This window comes from Pseudomonas sp. NFACC45, from assembly GCF_900113505.1.
Lineage (GTDB): Bacteria > Pseudomonadota > Gammaproteobacteria > Pseudomonadales > Pseudomonadaceae > Aquipseudomonas > Aquipseudomonas tehranensis.
The window spans coordinates 198,393-216,833 of the sequence record NZ_FOPO01000005.1 but is presented as its reverse complement, the minus strand read 5'-3'; the positions used below and the strand labels follow the sequence as shown (position 1 = coordinate 216,833).

The 18,441-nt window shown below is 60.7% G+C and carries 19 protein-coding genes; 14 read left to right on the top strand and 5 right to left on the bottom strand.

Translation table 11 applies throughout. The annotated features are described in order from the left end of the window. Positions 1-25 precede the first annotated feature (25 nt). Both BM132_RS11155 and BM132_RS11150 read left to right on the top strand, forming a co-directional pair. On the top strand, positions 26-589 hold the full coding sequence (locus tag BM132_RS11155) for an ATP-dependent Clp protease proteolytic subunit (protein ID WP_092399009.1): 564 nt from the start codon (positions 26-28) through the stop codon (positions 587-589). Positions 590-718: 129 nt separating this feature from the next. Further along, positions 719-898, top strand: a complete 180-nt coding sequence (locus BM132_RS11150; protein ID WP_092399011.1) for a con-10 family general stress protein — start codon at positions 719-721, stop codon at positions 896-898. Between the two features lie 70 nt (positions 899-968). Here the strand turns inward: BM132_RS11150 and BM132_RS11145 are convergent, their stop codons facing one another. Next, positions 969-1,502, bottom strand: coding sequence for a DUF3087 family protein (locus BM132_RS11145; protein WP_092399013.1), 534 nt, complete (start codon positions 1,500-1,502; stop codon positions 969-971). A gap of 217 nt (positions 1,503-1,719) precedes the next feature. Between BM132_RS11145 and ppnN the strand changes: the two genes are divergently transcribed. Then, positions 1,720-3,093: a nucleotide 5'-monophosphate nucleosidase PpnN gene (gene ppnN / locus BM132_RS11140; RefSeq protein WP_047227654.1), complete on the top strand. Its 1,374-nt coding sequence runs from the start codon at positions 1,720-1,722 to the stop codon at positions 3,091-3,093. 134 nt (positions 3,094-3,227) lie between these two features. Here the strand turns inward: ppnN and BM132_RS11135 are convergent, their stop codons facing one another. After that, positions 3,228-3,896 carry an HAD family hydrolase gene (locus BM132_RS11135; RefSeq protein ID WP_092455274.1) on the bottom strand — a complete coding sequence of 223 codons (669 nt, stop codon included), beginning with the start codon at positions 3,894-3,896 and terminating at the stop codon, positions 3,228-3,230. A gap of 183 nt (positions 3,897-4,079) precedes the next feature. Further along, complete coding sequence (locus BM132_RS11130; protein ID WP_092455272.1) at positions 4,080-5,426, bottom strand: MATE family efflux transporter; 1,347 nt, start codon at positions 5,424-5,426, stop codon at positions 4,080-4,082. Positions 5,427-5,814: 388 nt separating this feature from the next. On the opposite strand from BM132_RS11130, the gene BM132_RS11120 reads away from it, so the two are divergent. From BM132_RS11120 to BM132_RS11080, 9 genes are read left to right on the top strand one after another with little or no spacing between them, the layout of a single operon-like run. Next, a complete protein-coding gene (locus tag BM132_RS11120) occupies positions 5,815-7,032 on the top strand; it encodes a methyl-accepting chemotaxis protein (protein ID WP_092455268.1) in 1,218 nt (405 codons plus the stop codon). A gap of 11 nt (positions 7,033-7,043) precedes the next feature. Further along, positions 7,044-7,412, top strand: coding sequence for a response regulator (locus tag BM132_RS11115; protein WP_047227658.1), 369 nt, complete (start codon positions 7,044-7,046; stop codon positions 7,410-7,412). 15 nt (positions 7,413-7,427) lie between these two features. Next, positions 7,428-7,712 carry an STAS domain-containing protein gene (locus BM132_RS11110; RefSeq protein WP_092455266.1) on the top strand — a complete coding sequence of 95 codons (285 nt, stop codon included), beginning with the start codon at positions 7,428-7,430 and terminating at the stop codon, positions 7,710-7,712. A 39-nt stretch (positions 7,713-7,751) separates the two neighbouring features. Beyond that, positions 7,752-9,851, top strand: a complete 2,100-nt coding sequence (locus BM132_RS11105) for a chemotaxis protein CheA (RefSeq protein WP_092455599.1) — start codon at positions 7,752-7,754, stop codon at positions 9,849-9,851. 33 nt (positions 9,852-9,884) lie between these two features. Next, positions 9,885-11,543 carry a methyl-accepting chemotaxis protein gene (locus BM132_RS11100; protein WP_092399027.1) on the top strand — a complete coding sequence of 553 codons (1,659 nt, stop codon included), beginning with the start codon at positions 9,885-9,887 and terminating at the stop codon, positions 11,541-11,543. Between the two features lie 39 nt (positions 11,544-11,582). Next, a complete protein-coding gene (locus BM132_RS11095; RefSeq protein WP_092455264.1) occupies positions 11,583-12,119 on the top strand; it encodes a chemotaxis protein CheW in 537 nt (178 codons plus the stop codon). After that, a complete protein-coding gene (locus BM132_RS11090; RefSeq protein ID WP_092399031.1) occupies positions 12,116-12,952 on the top strand; it encodes a CheR family methyltransferase in 837 nt (278 codons plus the stop codon). Before BM132_RS11095 ends, BM132_RS11090 begins: the two co-directional genes overlap by 4 nt. After that, positions 12,949-13,446, top strand: a complete 498-nt coding sequence (gene cheD, locus BM132_RS11085) for a chemoreceptor glutamine deamidase CheD (RefSeq protein ID WP_092399033.1) — start codon at positions 12,949-12,951, stop codon at positions 13,444-13,446. Before BM132_RS11090 ends, cheD begins: the two co-directional genes overlap by 4 nt. Before the next feature lie 2 nt (positions 13,447-13,448). Beyond that, positions 13,449-14,522 carry a protein-glutamate methylesterase/protein-glutamine glutaminase gene (locus tag BM132_RS11080; RefSeq protein ID WP_092455262.1) on the top strand — a complete coding sequence of 358 codons (1,074 nt, stop codon included), beginning with the start codon at positions 13,449-13,451 and terminating at the stop codon, positions 14,520-14,522. Between the two features lie 634 nt (positions 14,523-15,156). Here BM132_RS11080 and BM132_RS11075 read toward each other — a convergent pair. Continuing rightward, positions 15,157-16,080, bottom strand: coding sequence for a DMT family transporter (locus BM132_RS11075; RefSeq protein ID WP_092455260.1), 924 nt, complete (start codon positions 16,078-16,080; stop codon positions 15,157-15,159). Positions 16,081-16,190: 110 nt separating this feature from the next. Between BM132_RS11075 and BM132_RS11070 the strand changes: the two genes are divergently transcribed. Both BM132_RS11070 and BM132_RS11065 read left to right on the top strand, forming a co-directional pair. Then, positions 16,191-17,057, top strand: coding sequence for a LysR family transcriptional regulator (locus tag BM132_RS11070; RefSeq protein ID WP_092455257.1), 867 nt, complete (start codon positions 16,191-16,193; stop codon positions 17,055-17,057). Between the two features lie 36 nt (positions 17,058-17,093). Then, complete coding sequence (locus BM132_RS11065; RefSeq protein WP_092455597.1) at positions 17,094-17,615, top strand: HIT family protein; 522 nt, start codon at positions 17,094-17,096, stop codon at positions 17,613-17,615. On the opposite strand, the gene BM132_RS11060 is transcribed toward BM132_RS11065, so the two are convergent. Further along, positions 17,569-18,240, bottom strand: coding sequence for a DUF2268 domain-containing putative Zn-dependent protease (locus tag BM132_RS11060; protein WP_092455255.1), 672 nt, complete (start codon positions 18,238-18,240; stop codon positions 17,569-17,571). The genes BM132_RS11065 and BM132_RS11060 overlap by 47 nt on opposite strands. Positions 18,241-18,441: the final 201 nt, after the last annotated feature.

Sequence of the window (18,441 nt, the reverse complement as noted above, 5' to 3'; positions counted from 1 at the left end):
AACAGGAAGTCGACAGGAGGTTGAAATGTCCGAACACATTGTCCATTTTCATTGCCAGATCGATCAGGGAACGACCGAGCGCTTCCGGGACAACTGCCTGGATGCTATTGAAAAAGGCGCCGACTCACTGATGCTTAACCTCTCGACGATCGGTGGCAGTACCAACTTCGGCTTTACCCTCTACACCTTCATCAAATCCCTTCCGGTGCCGGTGCGTGCCGTGAATGCCGGCAATATCGAGTCCATGGGCATCATCATGTACCTGGCCGCCAGCGACCGCACCACCACGCCTCACTCACGCTTTCTGATTCACCCGATGAACTGGTATTTCGGCCAGAAGTCGGTGGATCACTCGCGTTTACGGGAATACCTGTCCAGCCTGGACAACGACGTGGCGAGGTACGTGGAAATCTACGTCAAGGAAACCGCCGGCGCCGCCACTCAGCTGGACATTTTCAAATGCCTTTGCGCCGAAGAACGGGTCATCCCGGCCGAAAACTCTTTGGCCTTCGGCATTGCGCACCGGGTCGAGCAAGTGGTTTTCCCGGCGGATGCCAAGCATTGGAAAATCAGTGGTGGCGAGGACTAGCGACCCCGTCTGGTCCATTCGCGCCGTTCGTCACCTGACGAACCGTTTTCATTAAACTTTTGCCGGCCATTTCCTTTCCCAAATTATGCGAGGCTCGTTCCTCGCGTAACCAAAATGAGGATGCTCGAAATGGCCAGTAGTGGAAATAAAAACCAAGGCAACTTCGCAAATGATCGGGAAAAAGCATCGGAAGCCGGCAAGAAAGGCGGCCATGCATCGGGCGGCAACGTTGCAAATGATCGTCAGAAAGGCTCTGAAGCGGGCCGCAAAGGAACCGACCGCAACCAAGGCGCGGGCAGAAAATCGTAACCTTGAAAATCGCCGGGGCGCACGCCTTCTGCGCCTCGGCGCTTAACCTGTCATTGCCCTGGGGCGTCGATCAGCGCCCGCTATAAGCCTTTTTCACCGTGTCGATCCAGATCGGGTCCAGCCGAGCTTGCTCGCTGTCGAGATTGAGCGCCTGCATCCTTGCCAGATGCTCATCAGCCTCGCGGGCGAGTGAGCCCTGGGCGCTGGAGTTGGCGTCCAGTTGATGCATCTGCGTCAATCCCAGATGATAAAACCGTAGCAGCTTCATGGCAGCCACGTCCTGGGCCTGCACCCCGGCCTGCACCTGGTGCATCACATTGGTGATGCTCATCAAGCTGCGCTTGAGCTGCCAGCCGTACACCGCTGCGGCCATCCACGGCTGCGACCAGAAATACAGGCGCATCAAGGCGACCATCACCAACACCGCGGCAATCACCCCGCCGAGATTGAAGCGGAAATTATCCCCCCCGGGCGTGCCGAACAGCATCACCGAAAGGCTGGACAACAGCATCGCCAGTGCCAGGAACGTCACGGCGACGATGAGGGTACTGCGTCGGGTCTGGCGTCGGTAGACTTCGGCGTCCCACGGCTTGAGCTCGAACATCGCGGTGCAATTTCCTTGTGCAGCGTAAAAAAAGTCCCGCATTATCGCCTGCCCGGTGGATTTAGCTATGCTGGGGCTCATTTTGTGTTGCAACCGACCCGAAGGATCCGGATCAAAGTCCATGGCGATACCGCAAGGATCGTGCGATCTTTCTGCGTGGACGTTTTTTTCAAGATGCCGTCGTTGTGAGTACGGCATCGTTTTCAAGGAAAGCTGAATGAATCAAAGACATGTAATCAACGCCTCGGTCAGCCCGAAGGGCAGCCTGGAGACTTTGTCCCAGCGCGAAGTCCAGCAACTGAGTGAAGCCGGTTCCGGCAGTATCTATACCCTCTTCCGCCAGTGCGCCCTGGCCATTCTCAACACCGGCGCCCATGTCGATAACGCCAAGACCATCCTGGAAGCCTACAAGGACTTCGAGATCCGTATTCACCAGCAAGACCGGGGCGTACGCCTGGAACTGCTGAACGCCCCGGCCGACGCCTTCGTCGATGGCGAAATGATCGCCAGCACCCGCGAGATGCTGTTCAGCGCCCTGCGCGACATCGTCTACACCGAGAACGAACTGGACAGCCAGCGCATCGACCTCAGTTCCTCCCAAGGCATCAGCGACTACGTCTTCCACCTGCTGCGCAACGCCCGCACATTGCGCCCTGGGGTGGAGCCAAAAATCGTTGTGTGCTGGGGCGGCCACTCGATCAACACCGAAGAATACAAATACACCAAGAAAGTCGGCCACGAACTGGGCCTGCGCAGCCTGGACATCTGCACCGGCTGCGGCCCGGGCGTGATGAAAGGCCCGATGAAAGGCGCCACCATCGCCCACGCCAAACAGCGCATCCACGGCGGCCGTTACCTGGGCCTGACGGAGCCAGGCATCATCGCCGCCGAAGCGCCGAACCCGATCGTCAATGAGCTGGTGATCCTGCCGGACATCGAGAAGCGCCTGGAAGCTTTCGTGCGTGTGGGTCACGGCATCATCATCTTCCCGGGCGGCGCCGGTACGGCGGAAGAGTTCCTCTACCTGCTGGGCATTCTCATGCACCCGGCCAACCAGGACCTGCCCTTCCCGGTCGTTCTTACCGGGCCCAAGAGCGCCGCGCCGTACCTTGATCAACTGCATGCCTTTGTCGGTGCGACCCTGGGCGAGGCTGCACAGAAGCATTACCAGATCATCATCGACGATCCGGCCGAAGTGGCGCGGCAGATGACCCAAGGGCTCAAAGCGGTCAAACAGTTCCGCCGCGAACGCAACGACGCCTTTCACTTCAACTGGTTGCTGAAAATCGACGAAGGCTTCCAGCGTCCGTTCGACCCGACCCACGCCAACATGGCCAGCCTGGGCCTGAGGCGCGACCTGCCCGCCCACGAACTGGCCGCCAACTTGCGCCGAGCGTTCTCGGGGATCGTGGCCGGTAACGTCAAGGACAAGGGCATCCGCCTGATCGAAGAACACGGCCCTTACGAGATCCACGGCGACGCCGCCATCATGGAACCCCTCGACCGGCTGCTCCAGGCCTTCGTCGCCCAGCACCGCATGAAACTGCCGGGCGGCGCCGCGTATGAACCGTGCTACCGCGTGGTGACCTGACCGATTCAACGATTACCACAGATCCAACTGTGGGAGCGAGCCTGCTCGCGATGGCGGCGGGTCAGATTGCATCAATGCTGAATTTGCCGACGCTATCGCGAGCAAGCCCGCTCCCACAGGGGGTTCTGCTGCGGTCACAGCGTCGGGTTCAGCCGCATCCGTCCGGCCTCATCCACCTCAACGCCAAGCTCACGGTAATCCTTGATCAGCGGATGGGGGGTGGCCACCGGATGCGTATGCGTCGCCGTCACCACCCGCACATCCGCCCCAGCCGCTTCGCCGGCCTTGATGCCCGCTTCGGCATCCTCGAACACCAGGCAATCCTGTGGTGCGACTTGCAGACGCTCAGCAGCCAGTCGATAACAGGCAGGGTTGGGTTTGCCGTCGCTGACATCCTCGGCGGTGACCATCACCGCCGGACGAGGAATGCCGGCCGCTTCCATACGGCGCAAGGCCAGCGCCATGGGCGCCGAGGTGACGATGGCCCATTGCAGGGGCGGCAGGCTGTTCAGAAATGCCGCAGCACCGGGCACGGGCACCACACCTTCCACGTCTTCGATTTCCTCGCGGGTAATCTGCTCGGCCTCGGCCAGGGCATCTACCCCTGGCAGGTGCTGGCGGGCAATGGTGTCGATGGCGCGCACGCCGTGGATGGTCGGCAGAAAGCTGGCCACCTCCACGCCGTGACGAAGGGCCCAGCGCGTCCAGATCCGCTCGGCAGCGGCGATGGAATTGAGCAGCGTGCCGTCCATGTCGAAGAGAAAGGCGCGGTAGGAAACACTGGAGGGCGGGCGGGCAGACATCGAGATCCTCGGTGATGGCGGTAGAAGAATGCCGGCCACTGTAACATCGCCAAGCATCGAATCTCTGTGGGAGCGAGCCTGCTCGCGATGGCGGTGGTCAGCTCGCATCGATGCTGAATGTGCCGACGCTATCGCGAGCAGGCTCGCTCCCACAGGTTTTTTGTTGTGTCAGAAAGCGGTGAGCTACACCAACCGCTCAATCCGCTGATGCTGCCAGACCATCTTGTAGTACAGCGTCTGCAACACCAGCATGCTCAAGTAAGCCACCGGAAACGCCATCCATACCCCTTGCAGGCCGAACTGCGCGTCCAGCAGGTAAGCCACGGGCAGCTGAACGCCGACGATGCAGAAGATCGAAATCGCCACCGGCATCAGCACCGTGCCGCTGGCGCGCATGATGCCGCCGATCACGGCCTGGAAGCCGAAGACCAGCAGGCTCCAGAGCATGATGTGCAGCAAGTGCTCAGCCTGGATTCGCGCCGCCGGGTCGGTGATGAACAGCCCCAGCAGCCAGTGAGACAACAGATACCCCGAGACCACCAGCCCACCGGTGAGCCAGACGTTGATCAACAGCCCCGTACGCAGGATCGGCCCCAAGCGCTCCAGACGCCCGGCGCCGATGGCCTGGGCGCCGAGGATCGAGGCGGTGATGGCAATCGACAACGCCGGGAACTGTACGTAATTGACGATCTGCGTCACCGCGCCGTAGGCGGCCGTGGCCTGGGATCCGTGGCCATTGACCAGCGCCAGGATCACCAGCTCCGACAGCGAGATCACCACCATCTGCAACCCCGTGGGCAGGCCGATGCGCAACACCTTGCCGAGGATATCCATGTCCAGGCGCATCGCCGCGAACAACGCCCGGTCCGGCGCCAGCGCATGCTCGCGACGGTTCAGGCGCCACGCCAGCATGACCATGGCCGCTGCCGTACCCACTAGCCCCGCCAGCGCCGCGCTCTGGATGCCCATTTGCGGCAGCCCCAGCCAACCGCGAATCAGCGCCGGTGTCAGCAACAGCCCGACACCGGTGGACACCAGCAAGGCCAGCATGGGCGACAGCGTATCGCTCACCCCGCGCAGCAACTGGGTAAACACCACGAACACCAGCAATATCGGCAGGATCCACATCATCACCCGGGCATAGGACACTGCGTCCTCCAGCACATCGGCCGGAGTCCCTAGCCCCTGCAGCGCCTGGCGCGCGAACACACTGCCGAGCACCGCCGCCACCAGCCCGATGATCGCCGCCAGCAGCAACGTGGTGCCGGCAATCGCTTTTACCGTGCCGGTTTCCCTGGCGCCGTAGGCCTGCCCGATCAATACCCCCGCTCCCGCGCCCAGGCCAATCACCAGCGCGATAAAGAAAAACAGGATGGGAAACATGCCCGACACTGCCGCCAATGCCTGGGTGCCGAGCATCTGGCCGATGTAGATGCTATTGAGCGTACCGGACATGGATTGCAGGAAATTGGACAGGACCATGGGGGCCAGGAACAGGAGGTAGATTTTCCAGAGAGGCTGGGTGGGCATGAGGGCTCGTGATGGCAGGTTCAAAATCCGGTGGGAAGTAATTTAGCTCAATCCAAACCTGTGGCGAGAATATCTGTGGGAGCAAGGCTTGCCCGCGATGAAGGTCATGCGCTCGATCTGGAACCGAGTCGCCTGCTTCGCGGGCAAGCCTTGCTCCCACAGAGTCCCTCGACGTAGAGGGGGTTGTGCGCGACTCATCTGTTCGTCAGTGCGCCTCGACATTTCAGGGACTGCGTCTAACCTGAAGTAGCACAGTGCCACTCGCTGGGCAGGTCAACGCCCTCGGCCATTCCGGAATCGGACGACCGGTCTTAAAGTCCGGGGTGGGGTCGCAGATAACCAGTTATTCGCAAATAACCTGTTAGCAACACTGTTCAAGGACCGAACCATGACGTCGTATTCACACGGTCATTCCCCATCCCAAACTCCGCCGCGCATCCTTTGGTCCAGCTTGTTTGTGGCCCTGATCGCGAGCGTCGGCCTGCTGATTCTCAACGGTCCAAGTACACAAAACCTGGGGTTGTGCGCCGTGCTCCTGGCCATTGGCGCCGGGGTCGGCGTGTGGGCTGCCCGCGCCCAGCACCAGCAGATCGACAGAGCCGTCGCCGCCGCCATTGCCCATCACGCGCTACACGCCGCCGACCACCTGAGCCATAAGGCCGGCGCGCAACTCAACGAAGTCATCCTCGGTGCCATGCCGATCTGGGCCAAGCAGGTGGAAAGCTCCCGGCAGCAGACCGAAACCGCGATTGTCTCGCTGACCAGTCGCTTCACCGGTATTTCTTCACGCCTGGAAGACACCGTGCAAGCCTCGCAACTGGCCGCCGGTGAGCTGGCCGGCAAAAGCAGTGGCGGCGCCGTACAGGTACTGGCCCAAAGCGAAGGTGAGCTGGTCCAGGTCATCGACTCCCTGAAAGCCACCCAGGCCAGCCGCGATGAAACCCTGGCCCAGGTGCGTAACCTCACCGCCTACACCGGCGAGCTGCGGACCATGGCCGCCGATGTCGCGGCCATTGCCGCGCAAACCAACCTGCTGGCCCTCAACGCCGCCATCGAAGCCGCCCGTGCGGGCGAAGCCGGGCGCGGTTTTGCGGTAGTGGCCGACGCCGTGCGCAGTCTGTCGAGCAAATCCAGCGAGACCGGCCAGCAGATGTCGGCCAAGGTCGACATCATCAATAACGCCATCACTCAATTGGTCCAGGCCGCCTCCAGCGGCGCGGATCAGGACAGCCAGTCGGTCACCGTCTCCGAGGACAGCATCCAGCGCGTGCTGGAACGCTTCAAGAGCGTCACCGGGCGGTTGGCCGAATCGGCCGACATGTTGCAACAGGAAAGCTTCGGTATTCGCGACGAGCTCACCGAAGTGCTGGTCAACCTGCAATTCCAGGATCGGGTCAGCCAGATCCTCAGCCACGTGCGCGACAACATCGAGGACCTGCATGTGCATATGCAGCAGGCCAGTCAGTCGCCCGACCAGGCCGTTTCCATCGATGCCCGCCAATGGCTGGCGCGCATGGAAACCACTTACGCCACCGAAGAACAACGCCGCAACCATCATGGCGAATCGGGCGCGCAACAGAATTCACAGGAAATAACCTTCTTCTAGGAGAGCCGTTCATGGCTAAAAGTGTATTGGTTGTCGACGACTCCGCGAGCGTTCGGCAGGTTGTCGGCATCGCGCTGAAAAGTGCCGGCTACGACGTAATCGAGGCCAGCGATGGCAAGGATGCACTGGGCAAGCTCAACGGCCAGAAAGTGCACCTGATCATCAGTGACGTGAACATGCCGAACATGGACGGCATCACCTTCGTCAAGGAGGTCAAGAAGCTGGCCAGCTACAAGTTCACGCCAATCATCATGCTCACCACCGAATCCCAGGAGTCAAAAAAACTCGAGGGCCAGGCAGCAGGTGCCAAGGCCTGGGTGGTCAAGCCCTTCCAGCCGGCGCAGATGTTGGCGGCGGTGTCCAAGCTGATTCTTCCTTGATTCGCGGAGAGTGAAATGCCGTTGCTGTACGAAACACAGGATGACACCGCGCAGGTGCAGATCGACGGCGAACTGACGATCTATACCGCCGCCGACCTCGCCGCGCAGTGGCTGCCGCGCCTGGGAGCGACGCCACGCATGGCGCTGGATCTGTCGCAGATCACGGAAATGGACGGCGCCGGCCTGCAACTGCTGCTGATGGTCCAGCGCGAGGCCCCCAAGGCCGGTACCCGGCTGGAGATAACGGGCCAGAGCAAGGCCGTCACCGAAACACTCGCCCTGTGCAACCTGGTTGTATAGAGACCTCGCAACACGTGGGACACGACAAAGGATATGAGCGTGAGCATCAATCTCGATCAGGCACAACAAACGTTCATCGTCGAGGCACGGGAACAGTTGCAGGCGATGGAGGAGTCCCTGCTGCAGCTGGAAAGCGATCCGGGGGACGATGATGCCATCGGCGCGATCTTCCGGGCGGCCCATACGATCAAGGGCTCGGCCGGGTTGTTCGGCCTGGAACCGATCGTCAGTTTCACCCACATCGTCGAAGACGTGCTCGATCGGCTGCGCAACGGCAGCGTCGAAGTGGACGCCGGCCTGATCGCCGTGTTGCTCAAGTCCAGTGATCACATGCTGGAGCTGATCAATGTGGTGGCCAACCAGGGCGCGAAACTGGCGCCCCCGGCCCTGGCCCGGGAAATGGAGCTGTGCCAGATCCTTCAGGAATATCAGACGCCCTCGCCCGCCCAAGCCCCGAAGGCCGCCGAAGCAAGCGACCCACAAGCGCCCGCCGAAACGCGCCTCTGGCACATCGTCCTGCGTTTTGGCCCGGAGGTGTTCCGCAACGGCATGGACCCGCTGTCATTCCTGCGTTACCTGCAAACCCTCGGTGAGATCATCCACATCACCACGCTAACCGATGCAATGCCCTCTGCCGAAACCTGGGATGCCGAGTCCTGCTACCTGGGGTTCGACATTGAGTTCAGTTCGGCTGCCGGCCACGGAGCGATCAACGAAGTCTTCGATTTCGTGCGCGAAGACTGCCAGATCCAGATCGTCGCCATTGATGACCCTGTGCCGCCGATGAACACCGGGCTGGTTGCAACCTTACAAGAGCAGGATGACCCCAACACGGCAATGGTCACCACCGGCCAACTGATGCCGGACCAGCGTTCGGCTGCGCGCATGCCCGCTCAGGTCACGCCCGACAAGCAACCGACGACCAGCGACGGCAAAGCCAAGGACGGCGCCTATGTGCGGGTCAACGCCGACAAGCTCGACGAGTTGATCAACCTGGTGGGCGAACTGGTCATCGCCAGCGCCGGCGCCAGCCTCCTGGCCCGCCACTGCAACGACGACTCGTTGCAGGAATCGACTTCAACGGTGTCCGGGCTGGTGGAAGAAATTCTCGACGGCGCCTTGCGTCTGCGCATGATCCCCATCGGTGAAACTTTCAATCGTTTCCGCCGGGTGGTGCGCGATGTCAGCCAGGAACTGGGCAAGGACATCGACCTGATCATCAGCGGTGCGGAAACCGAGCTGGATAAAACCGTGGTGGAAAAAATCGGCGACCCGCTCATGCACCTGTTGCGCAACGCCATGGACCACGGCATCGAAACCGCCGAGGCGCGGCTGGCGGCCGGTAAACCGGCCAAGGGTCATCTGCACCTCAATGCCTATCACGACTCGGGCAGCATCGTGCTGGAAATCGCCGACGACGGCGCCGGCCTGAACCGTGACCGGATCCTGGAAAAAGCCCAGGAACGCGGCCTGGTCGCCCCCGGCGCCAGCCCCAGCGACCAGGAAATCTACAACCTGATCTTCGAACCCGGCTTCTCCACCGCCCAGGCCGTCACCAACCTTTCCGGGCGTGGCGTCGGCATGGACGTGGTCAAGCGCAACATTACCCTGCTGCGCGGCACCGTCGATCTGGACAGCCAACCGGGCCAGGGCACCGTGGTGCGCATCCGCCTGCCGCTGACGCTGGCGATCATCAATGGCTTTCTGGTGGGCATCGGCCAGTCCACCTACGTCATCCCCCTTGACATGGTTCAGGAATGCATCGAGCTGAGCGAGGACGACGGAGTTTGCAGCCGCCAACAAGGCTACCTCGACCTGCGCGGCGAAGTGCTGCCGCTGGTGTACCTGCGCGATCACTTCAACCACGAAGGCCCGGCCTCACGTCGGCAGAACGTGGTGGTGGTGCGCTACGCCGAACTCAAGGCCGGGCTGGTGGTGGATGACCTGCTCGGTGAGTTCCAGACCGTGATCAAACCTTTGGGCAAGTTGTTCGGCGCGCTGCGCGGCATCAGCGGCTCGACCATTCTGGGCAGCGGCGCGGTGGCGTTGATTCTCGACGTGCCGGCGCTACTGACCCAGATCGCCCAAACCGACAACCGCTACACCACACCCCCATTACAACAAGCCACTGTTCGCTGACGCTTTAGCAATTCCATGGAGAGGTACTTCCCAATGAAATGGTTCTACGATCTTAGAATCGCCACCAAACTGATCACCTCGTTTCTGGTGGTGCTCGCGTTGACCGCCGTCATGGGGGTGTTCTCGATCATCCAACTCAACGAGGTCAACGGCACCACCATCGATATCCGCGAAAACTGGATGGCTTCGATGCGCGCCGCCTCAGGGATGCGTTTCTACGCGGCGAATTATCGCCTCAAGGAAAATCGCCAGATTACGGCCGACTCCGAGCAGGAGCGCACGGCGATTGAACAAGAAGCCGAGGAAGCCAGACAGGGCTTCGAAACACGCCTGGCAACCTATGAAAAGCTGCTCTCCAGCGCAGAAGATCGCCAGCTTTTCGACACCGCTCGCAGCGACTGGGTCGCTTACCTGGCCGTCAGCAAAGACCTGTTCGCGCTGTCCCGGCAAAACCTGACCACCGAAGCCCAGACGTTGCTCAAGGGCGAATCCAAACGTCATTTCGATCTGGTGACCGCCGACCTGCAGAAACTGGTCGAGCTCAATGCCAGCGGGGCCGATGTGGCCAGCGCTCACGGCACTGAGCTGTATGAAGATGCGCGCCTGTCGATCATTGCCGTGCTGATTGCCGCCCTGCTGGTGGGCCTGGGCCTGGCGCTGTTCATTTCCCGGATCATTTCTCGCCCCTTGAAGCAGGCCGTTTCGGTCGCCGAGCAACTGGCCGAAGGCAACCTGAACGCGAAAATCCAAAGCGGCTCCAAAGACGAAACCGGCATGGTCCTCAACGCCATGCAGAATATGGTGGGCAAGCTCTCCCACATCATCGGTGAAGTGCGCAACGCCGCCGACAACCTGGCCAGTGCTTCCGAAGAAGTCAGCGCCACCGCGCAATCCATGAGCCAGGCCACCAGCGAGCAGGCCGCCAGCGTCGAAGAAACCAGCGCCTCCATCGAACAGATGAGCGCCAGCATCAACCAGAACACCGAAAACGCCAAGGTCACCGACGGCATGGCCAGCAAGGCCGCCAAAGAAGCCACCGACGGTGGTGAGTCGGTGCAGCAGACCGTGGTGGCGATGAAGAAAATCGCCCAACGCATCAGCATCATCGACGACATCGCCTACCAGACCAACCTGCTGGCGCTCAACGCGGCAATCGAAGCGGCCCGCGCCGGTGAGCACGGCAAAGGCTTCGCCGTGGTCGCCGCCGAAGTGCGCAAACTGGCGGAACGCAGCCAGGTGGCGGCCCAGGAGATCGGCGAGCTGTCCTCCAGCAGCGTCGACATGGCCGAGAAGGCCGGGCACCTGCTCAACGAAATGGTCCCGTCCATCAACAAGACCTCGGACTTGGTGCAGGAAATCAGCGCCGCTTCCGAAGAACAGGCCGCCGGCGTGGCGCAGATCAACACGGCCATGACCCAGCTCAACCAGGTGACCCAGCAGAACGCTTCCAGCAGCGAAGAATTGGCCGCCACCGCAGAAGAGATGAGCAGCCAGGCCGAACAACTGCAACAGGCCATGAGTTTCTTCACTCTCGACGCGCCGGCCAAATCGGCCAGCCAGCCACTGAAAGTGGACAACACCCCCGGCCCGTCCAGTCGCAAGGCAGTGCGTGCTCCCGCGACGGTGATGCCCAAGGCGTTTGCCTACAACATGGCCAGCGCACCCGACGAATCCGAATTCACCCGGTTCTGACGGTGCGTTTCCACAGGCTCGCTTAAAGGAGAAAAAGGCATGGGTGCCATCGCGACCACACGCCAAGCCGCCATCGCGGTTGAAGAAGACGCGCAATACCTGACGTTTATGCTCGGCACGGAGATGTTTGCCATCGGCATCCTGTGCATCAAGGAAATCATCGAATACGGCAACCTGACGGTGGTGCCGATGATGCCGGCTTTCGTGCGCGGGGTGATCAACCTGCGCGGCGCGGTCGTGCCGGTGGTGGACCTGTCGGCCCGATTCGGCCGACAGAACTCGGCAATCACTCGGCGTTCGTGCGTGGTGATCATCGAGGCCAGCACCGAGGATGGTCACGCTCAGGACATCGGCCTGCTGGTGGACACCGTGTCGGCGGTGCTGGAGATCCCGGCTTCGCAGATCGAACCGCCACCGAGTTTCGGGGCGAAGATTCGCGCCGACTTCATCAGTGGCATGGCCAAGGTCGACGGCAAGTTCGTAATCGTACTGGAGGTGGACCGGGTGCTGTCCATCGATGAAATGTCGCAGCTGGCCCAGGCCAGTCCAACCGCCCTGGAAGTTGAAGCGCAATGAACACAGACACCTGCACGGAACGCACTGTGAACTCACTGACGCTCAATGATCGGGAGTTCAGTCAGTTTCAGTCCTGGCTGTACCAGGCCGCGGGCATCAATCTGTCCCCGGCCAAGAAGGCGCTGGTGGCCGGAAGGTTGTTCAAGCGTCTCAAACACTATGAGCTGGGCAGCTACGGGGAGTATTTCAAGCTGATCATGAACGGCCAGCGCACCGAGGAATTGCAGGTGGCGCTGGACCTGCTCACCACCAACGAAACCTACTTTTTCCGCGAGCCCAAGCACTTCGATTTCCTGCGCCAGCATGTGCTGCCCCATGCAACGCCGGGCAAAACCTTTCGCCTGTGGAGTGCCGCCAGTTCATCGGGGGAAGAACCCTACAGCCTGGCCATGACCCTGGCCGAAGACCTGGGCACCACCCCTTGGGAAATCATTGGCTCGGACATCAGCTGCCAGGTGCTGGCCAAGGCCCGGTCCGGGCATTACCCGATGGAGCGCGCCCGTAATCTGCCCCAATCGCTGCTAGTGAAATACTGCCTCAAGGGCACCGGCCGCCAGCAAGGAACCTTCCTCATTGACCGGACGTTGCGCAGCCGGGTCAATTTCATCCAGGTCAACCTCAATGACACCCTGCCGGAACTGGGGGAGTTCGACGTGATTTTCCTGCGCAACGTCATGATCTATTTCGACCAGCCCACCAAAAGTAAAGTAGTCGCCAGGTTGCTCCCGCGGCTCAAGTCCGGCGGGTATTTCATCGTAAGCCACTCCGAAAGCCTCAACGGCGTATCCGATGCGTTGAAACTGGTGGCACCTTCGATTTATCGCAAGCCATGAGCGCCGCGCTAAAGCAAATGCCCGAGGTGTATCTGGCGCCCGGCGAGTTTCGTTTCGCCACCAGCCCGACTCGCCTGCGCACCATTCTCGGCTCTTGTGTAGCCGTCACCCTGTGGCATCCGGAGCGCAAGATCGGCGGCATGTGCCATTACATGTTGCCCAGCCGGGCGCGCTGCTCCACGGCGCTGAACGGCATGTACGCCGACGAAGCCATCGAACTGTTCGTCCGCCAGGCCAAGGCCCATCGTACCGAACCCGAGGATTACCAGCTCAAGCTGTTCGGCGGCGGTGAAATGTTCCCGGAGCTGCAACGCCAGGTGCCGTTCGGCGACGTGGCGCGCATGAACGTCAACGCAGCGCTGGAAATGGCCGCGCTGTACCGCTTGGACCTGATCGCCCACGACATGGGCAGCACCGGTTACCGAAGCATCATCTTTGACCTGTGCAGCGGCGACGTGTGGGTCAGGCATCAACCGATAAGGACCCGGCATTAACCATGTCAAAAAAGATAAATGTACTGCTGGTGGACGACTCTGCCGTGGTTCGCCAGGTACTGCTGGCGATCCTCAGCGACACGCCGGACATTCATGTGATGGGCGCGGCGTCCGATCCGATTTTCGCCATGGACAAACTGACCAAAGAGTGGCCCGACGTGATCGTGCTGGACGTGGAAATGCCGCGCATGGACGGCATCACCTTCCTGAAGAAAATCATGAGCGAACGGCCCACGCCGGTGGTGATCTGCTCGTCACTGACACCCCGCGGCGCCGAAACCACCTTGCAAGCCATGGCCGCCGGCGCGGTGGAAATCATCACCAAGCCCACCAGCGGCCTGAAGAATTTCCTGCTGGAGTCGGCACCGGAGTTGATATCAGCCATCCGCGCCGCCGCCCAGGTCAACGTCAGAAACCTGGGCAAGCGCCCTGCCCCGGCACCGTTGACACCCGCCACCAAACTCACCGCCGACGCCATGCTGCCGGCCGCCAACGGCCATGCCATGGCCCAGACCACCGAGCGCATCGTGGCGCTCGGCACTTCCACTGGCGGCACCCAGGCCCTGGAAGCGGTGCTGACCGCCTTGCCACGGGTATGCCCAGGGATCGTCATCGTCCAGCACATGCCGGAAAAATTCACCGCCTCGTTTGCTGCCCGACTCAACAGCCTGTGCCAGATCGAAGTGCGCGAAGCCCGCAACAACGACCGCATCCACCCGGGGCTGGCCCTCATCGCCCCGGGCGGCAAACACATGATGGTCACCCGCAGCGGCGCGTTCTATCACGTGCAAGTGGTGGACGGCCCCCTGGTCAACCGCCACCGCCCATCGGTGGACGTGCTGTTTCGCTCAGTGGCCAAATTCGCCGGCCGCAACGCCACCGGCATCATCATGACCGGCATGGGTGACGACGGCGCCCGCGGCCTGAAAGAGATGCTCGACGCCGGCAGCAGCACCGTGGCCCAGGACGAAGCCAGCTGCGTGGTCTTCGGCATGCCCAAGGAAGCGATCAAACTCAACGCCGCGCAGCGGGTAATGGGGTTGCAGGAGATTGCACAGGTGATTTTGCATCGGTAGGCCTGATGTGCCACAACCCCGTGGCGAGGGAGCTTGCTCCCGCTGGGCTCTGTAGGAGCTGGCGAAGCCTGCGATCTTTTGATCTTTCGCTTGAGACTCAAGTGTCTGGGGAAAGATCGCAGCCTCGTTGCACTCGACAGCTCCTACGGCCCCAGCGGGAGCAAGCTCCCTCGCCACAAAAGCCCCCTCGCGTCTATACCGGAGAAATCGTTGCCAGCACGCCAATCAAAAGCGTCAACGCCAGGAACCCACCCAAAAAAATCGCCATCTTCGCCATGAGCACACCTGATAGAAAAGTTTGCAGTACACGGGCCGTGTGAGGCGAGCCGCGTGTTTATTCTGGGGAGGGAATGGTGTTCATTACAGAGGCACCTGACGCCGAAAAATACGGATCAGACGAAAGCATCCCCGGCCAGCACAGGACTCGCTCAATGCATCAACCTGGGCCTGGCCGCAGGAACGACGCAAGCCGGTAAAACTCAATGAGGTAAATCGCTGGCATAACGCAACCTGTGGCGAGGGAGCTTGCTCCCGCTGGGCTGCGCAGCAGCCCCAAAACAGCGCGTCAGGGTAAAAGATTCATTGATAACCCCCAGCTCAATCCGGGTAAGGTAATCCTAAATCCGCGATAGAATCAGCCCACTTTTGCCCCGTTCCCCGGTTCAACACTCAACGCAAACACACTCACCAACACGATAACCGCCCCAACAATGACCATCGCTGACGGGCGTTCGGCCAGCACCCAAGAAGCCATCAACATCGCCGTGGGCGGTATCAGGTAAAGCGCCATGGATGCTCGGCTCACGTTGCTGTGCGCCAGGACGTAAGCCCAAGCGAGGTACGCCAGCGCGCTGGGAAAAATTCCGAGAATCAACACCGCCAGATTCACCGGGGCCGAAGTCTGGCGCGCCGCGCTCAACATCCCCGGCGCGAAAATGAACAACAGGAGAGTGCCCGACCAGACGGTGTAACAAACCATGGTCAATCCGTCGTAGCGATGGGAATGGCGCTTTTGCAAAGAGAAATACACACTCCAGGACAGCGCCGCCAGCAGGATCAATAGCCCATGGGCGTCCATGTCTCCAAGGCCACGATCACCCGTGACGACCACCGCAGCGCCGAGCAAACCGCACATTACGCAGCCCCATTGCCAACCGCTGACTCTGTCCTTGAAGAAAAAATGTGCGAGTAAAGCGCTGAATAAAGGCGTGGACTGGGCGAGCACACTGGCAGCCCCGGCACTAACGCCCCGCTGGCCATAGTTGAGGGCGATGTGGTGCAGACTCACGGCAAAGAAACCCAGCACCGTCAATAATGGAAGATCCCTGAGACGCGGCCGGGAAATGCCCTTCGCCATCGCGACAAGGGCCATGAACGCCGATGCGATGAGAAACCGCATCAGCGCCAGTTGACCGGGCTCGTAAGCCTGCAAGCCGATGCGAATGCCAATCGGAGAATAGGCCCAGCAAAGAATTACGAACATCGTCGCGAGAATAACTTTCACGCTGGGTCTGCTGGGGTCTTTCGAGCCTTCAAACGGCACACAACGGGTTTCCATTCAGAGTTCCTGCGCATTGAGCGTCTGACCGATTTACCCGGAAGTATCGAAACCACCCAACATCAACACAAGTGACTTAAACTCAACTCACCATTCACTTTGGGTGAGCTATGGAACTGTCCCAACTGCGCATGCTCAAGACCGTTTGCGATACCGGCAGCATCGCCCGCGCCGCCGAAGTGCTGCACTGCGTGCCGTCCAACATCACGGCACGCCTCAAATCCCTGGAGCGCGAGCTCGGTACGCCGTTGTTTTTTCGTGAGGGTCGTGGGCTGCGGGTCAGCCCGGCGGGAAAAGTGTTTTTGGAGTACGCCACAAAAATATTGAGCCTGACGGAAGAAGCCCGCCGCGCAGTCGAACCTACCGGCGCTCCACACGGACCGCTGCGCATCGGCGCCATCGAATCCAGCGCCACGGGGCGCCTGCCTCAGTTGTTGGCCAAGTACCATGCGAAGTACCCGCAGGTTTCGCTTGAGCTGAGCACAGGCACCTGGGCTCAGTTGCTGGACGATATCCAGCATCACCGGCTCGATGGTGCGATCGTAGCGGTGGACATGGAGCGGCCAGGACTCAAGCGCGCCGTGATGTACCGCGAGGACCTGGTGCTCATCGCGTCCGAGTCTCATGGCCCGCTGCGCAGCGCGGCAGATTTGCGAGGCAAAGCGATCTTCATGTGGCCCACAGGCTGTCCGTACCGCTTGGCGCTGGAGCAGTGGCTGCTGCGTCATGAGCAAACACAACCGATCATCAGCATCGCCAGCTATGGCACCATCGTCGGCTGCGTCAGTGCGGGTGCAGGTGTCTCGCTGGTGCCCCGGGGAATCTATGAGCAATACCGCCCGGGGGCTGGTTGGACGGGGTATGAATTTCCCGAGCTGATGGGGATCGACAACCTTTTCTATTGGCATGAAAACGCCGGCCTGCATCCTGCCAGAGAGGCGTTCTTGGCGATGTTGCAGACGGAGTTCGAAGGTTAGACGCGCCTTCACCCAATGACCGACAGGGAGTCAGCTTTGAAGTTATCACCGCAATTCATCCTCCATGAAACCACCCACTGGGTCGTCAACCACCATCTGGCATCCGCCCTACCCGGCTACCTCATGCTCGGCTCCAAAGCTCATGTAAACTCATTGGCTCAATTGCCCGGCCCTGCGCCCGCAGAGCTCGGCGGTCTGATGGCAGACATCCAGCGCGTTCTTGAAACGCAACTGAAGCCCAAATGGCTTTACATCAGTCGATTCGGTCACGATCCCCGCTACCCTATCCACTTCCATTTCATCCCGGTGTACGACTGGGTCGAGGAACTGTTCTGGAAAGATTCGCGGTACAGGCTGCTGGAGACGTTTGGCACTCAAGAGAACGCTCAGACATTGACCGATGGCGTGGAGCTGACCTTGTTCATTTGGCGTGAATTCGGGGAGAGCCCTACGCCGCCGGCAATCCAAGGGCCTTCGATTGGTCAGGTGATTGAGCGGTTGCGAGAATCGTTCAAGACTGCGCCGACACCAAACCATCCTCCAGCGCAATGGCGATGATGTCTGTTGCAGGTACGTTGACCCAGGTTGAAACATCAACCTCGCCCCTCAACGCTAGCCAGCGTCCGACCATTTGATAGCCCAACGAGTAACCGAGCCATTTGGGCTTGTCGCCGAAACCAAAGAACCACTCGTTGTGATCGTAATATCTTGATTCGAGAGCTAGGCGTCCAACCGCTGGACTTGAAAGATCGGCGCAGGCAATGGCACGCTCCCAAGGCTCCGGATCGCTTCCGAGCAAATGCCGAACAAACTGGCCGGCCAGCCCTTCGCTGACCAGAGCCTCGCCCAAAGTCCAGCCGTAGCCAGGACCGCCCATGCGCAGGCAATGATGAACCTCATGAATCACATGTCGACGCAACGCACCGGTGCGTAGGCTGGAAAGGAAATTGGGATTATCGGGATCAAGGGTCATGGAAAACATGGAACTGCGAAACGCCCGCCCTACCAGGCCCATTTCCGCAATGGTTTCGCCCGGTAGCCGCTGAATCAGAACATCGAGTCGCGGCGGGAGCATCAGGCGAGCAACGGCCTCGTACGCGGCATCAAATTCATCAGTCAGCTCGCGGCGAAACTCGGCCAGGCTCCCCGAAGCTTCCAGCCAGTGCAGCGTCCATTTCTCCATAACCCTCTCCTTAAATCAAAGTACTGGCTCGATGGCTCCAGGCCGCTCGCGACAGTAAATTTCCCTAGGGCAGTTGTCCACTGTCGATAGATTCGACTCTCCCTCTGTCTGTAAGACATCTCTGGCAAAAAACCATCGCGATTCCTACAAAGCTCTCGGAACCGGGTGCCTTGTCCGTCGAGCGCGGGGAAACCTATAGTC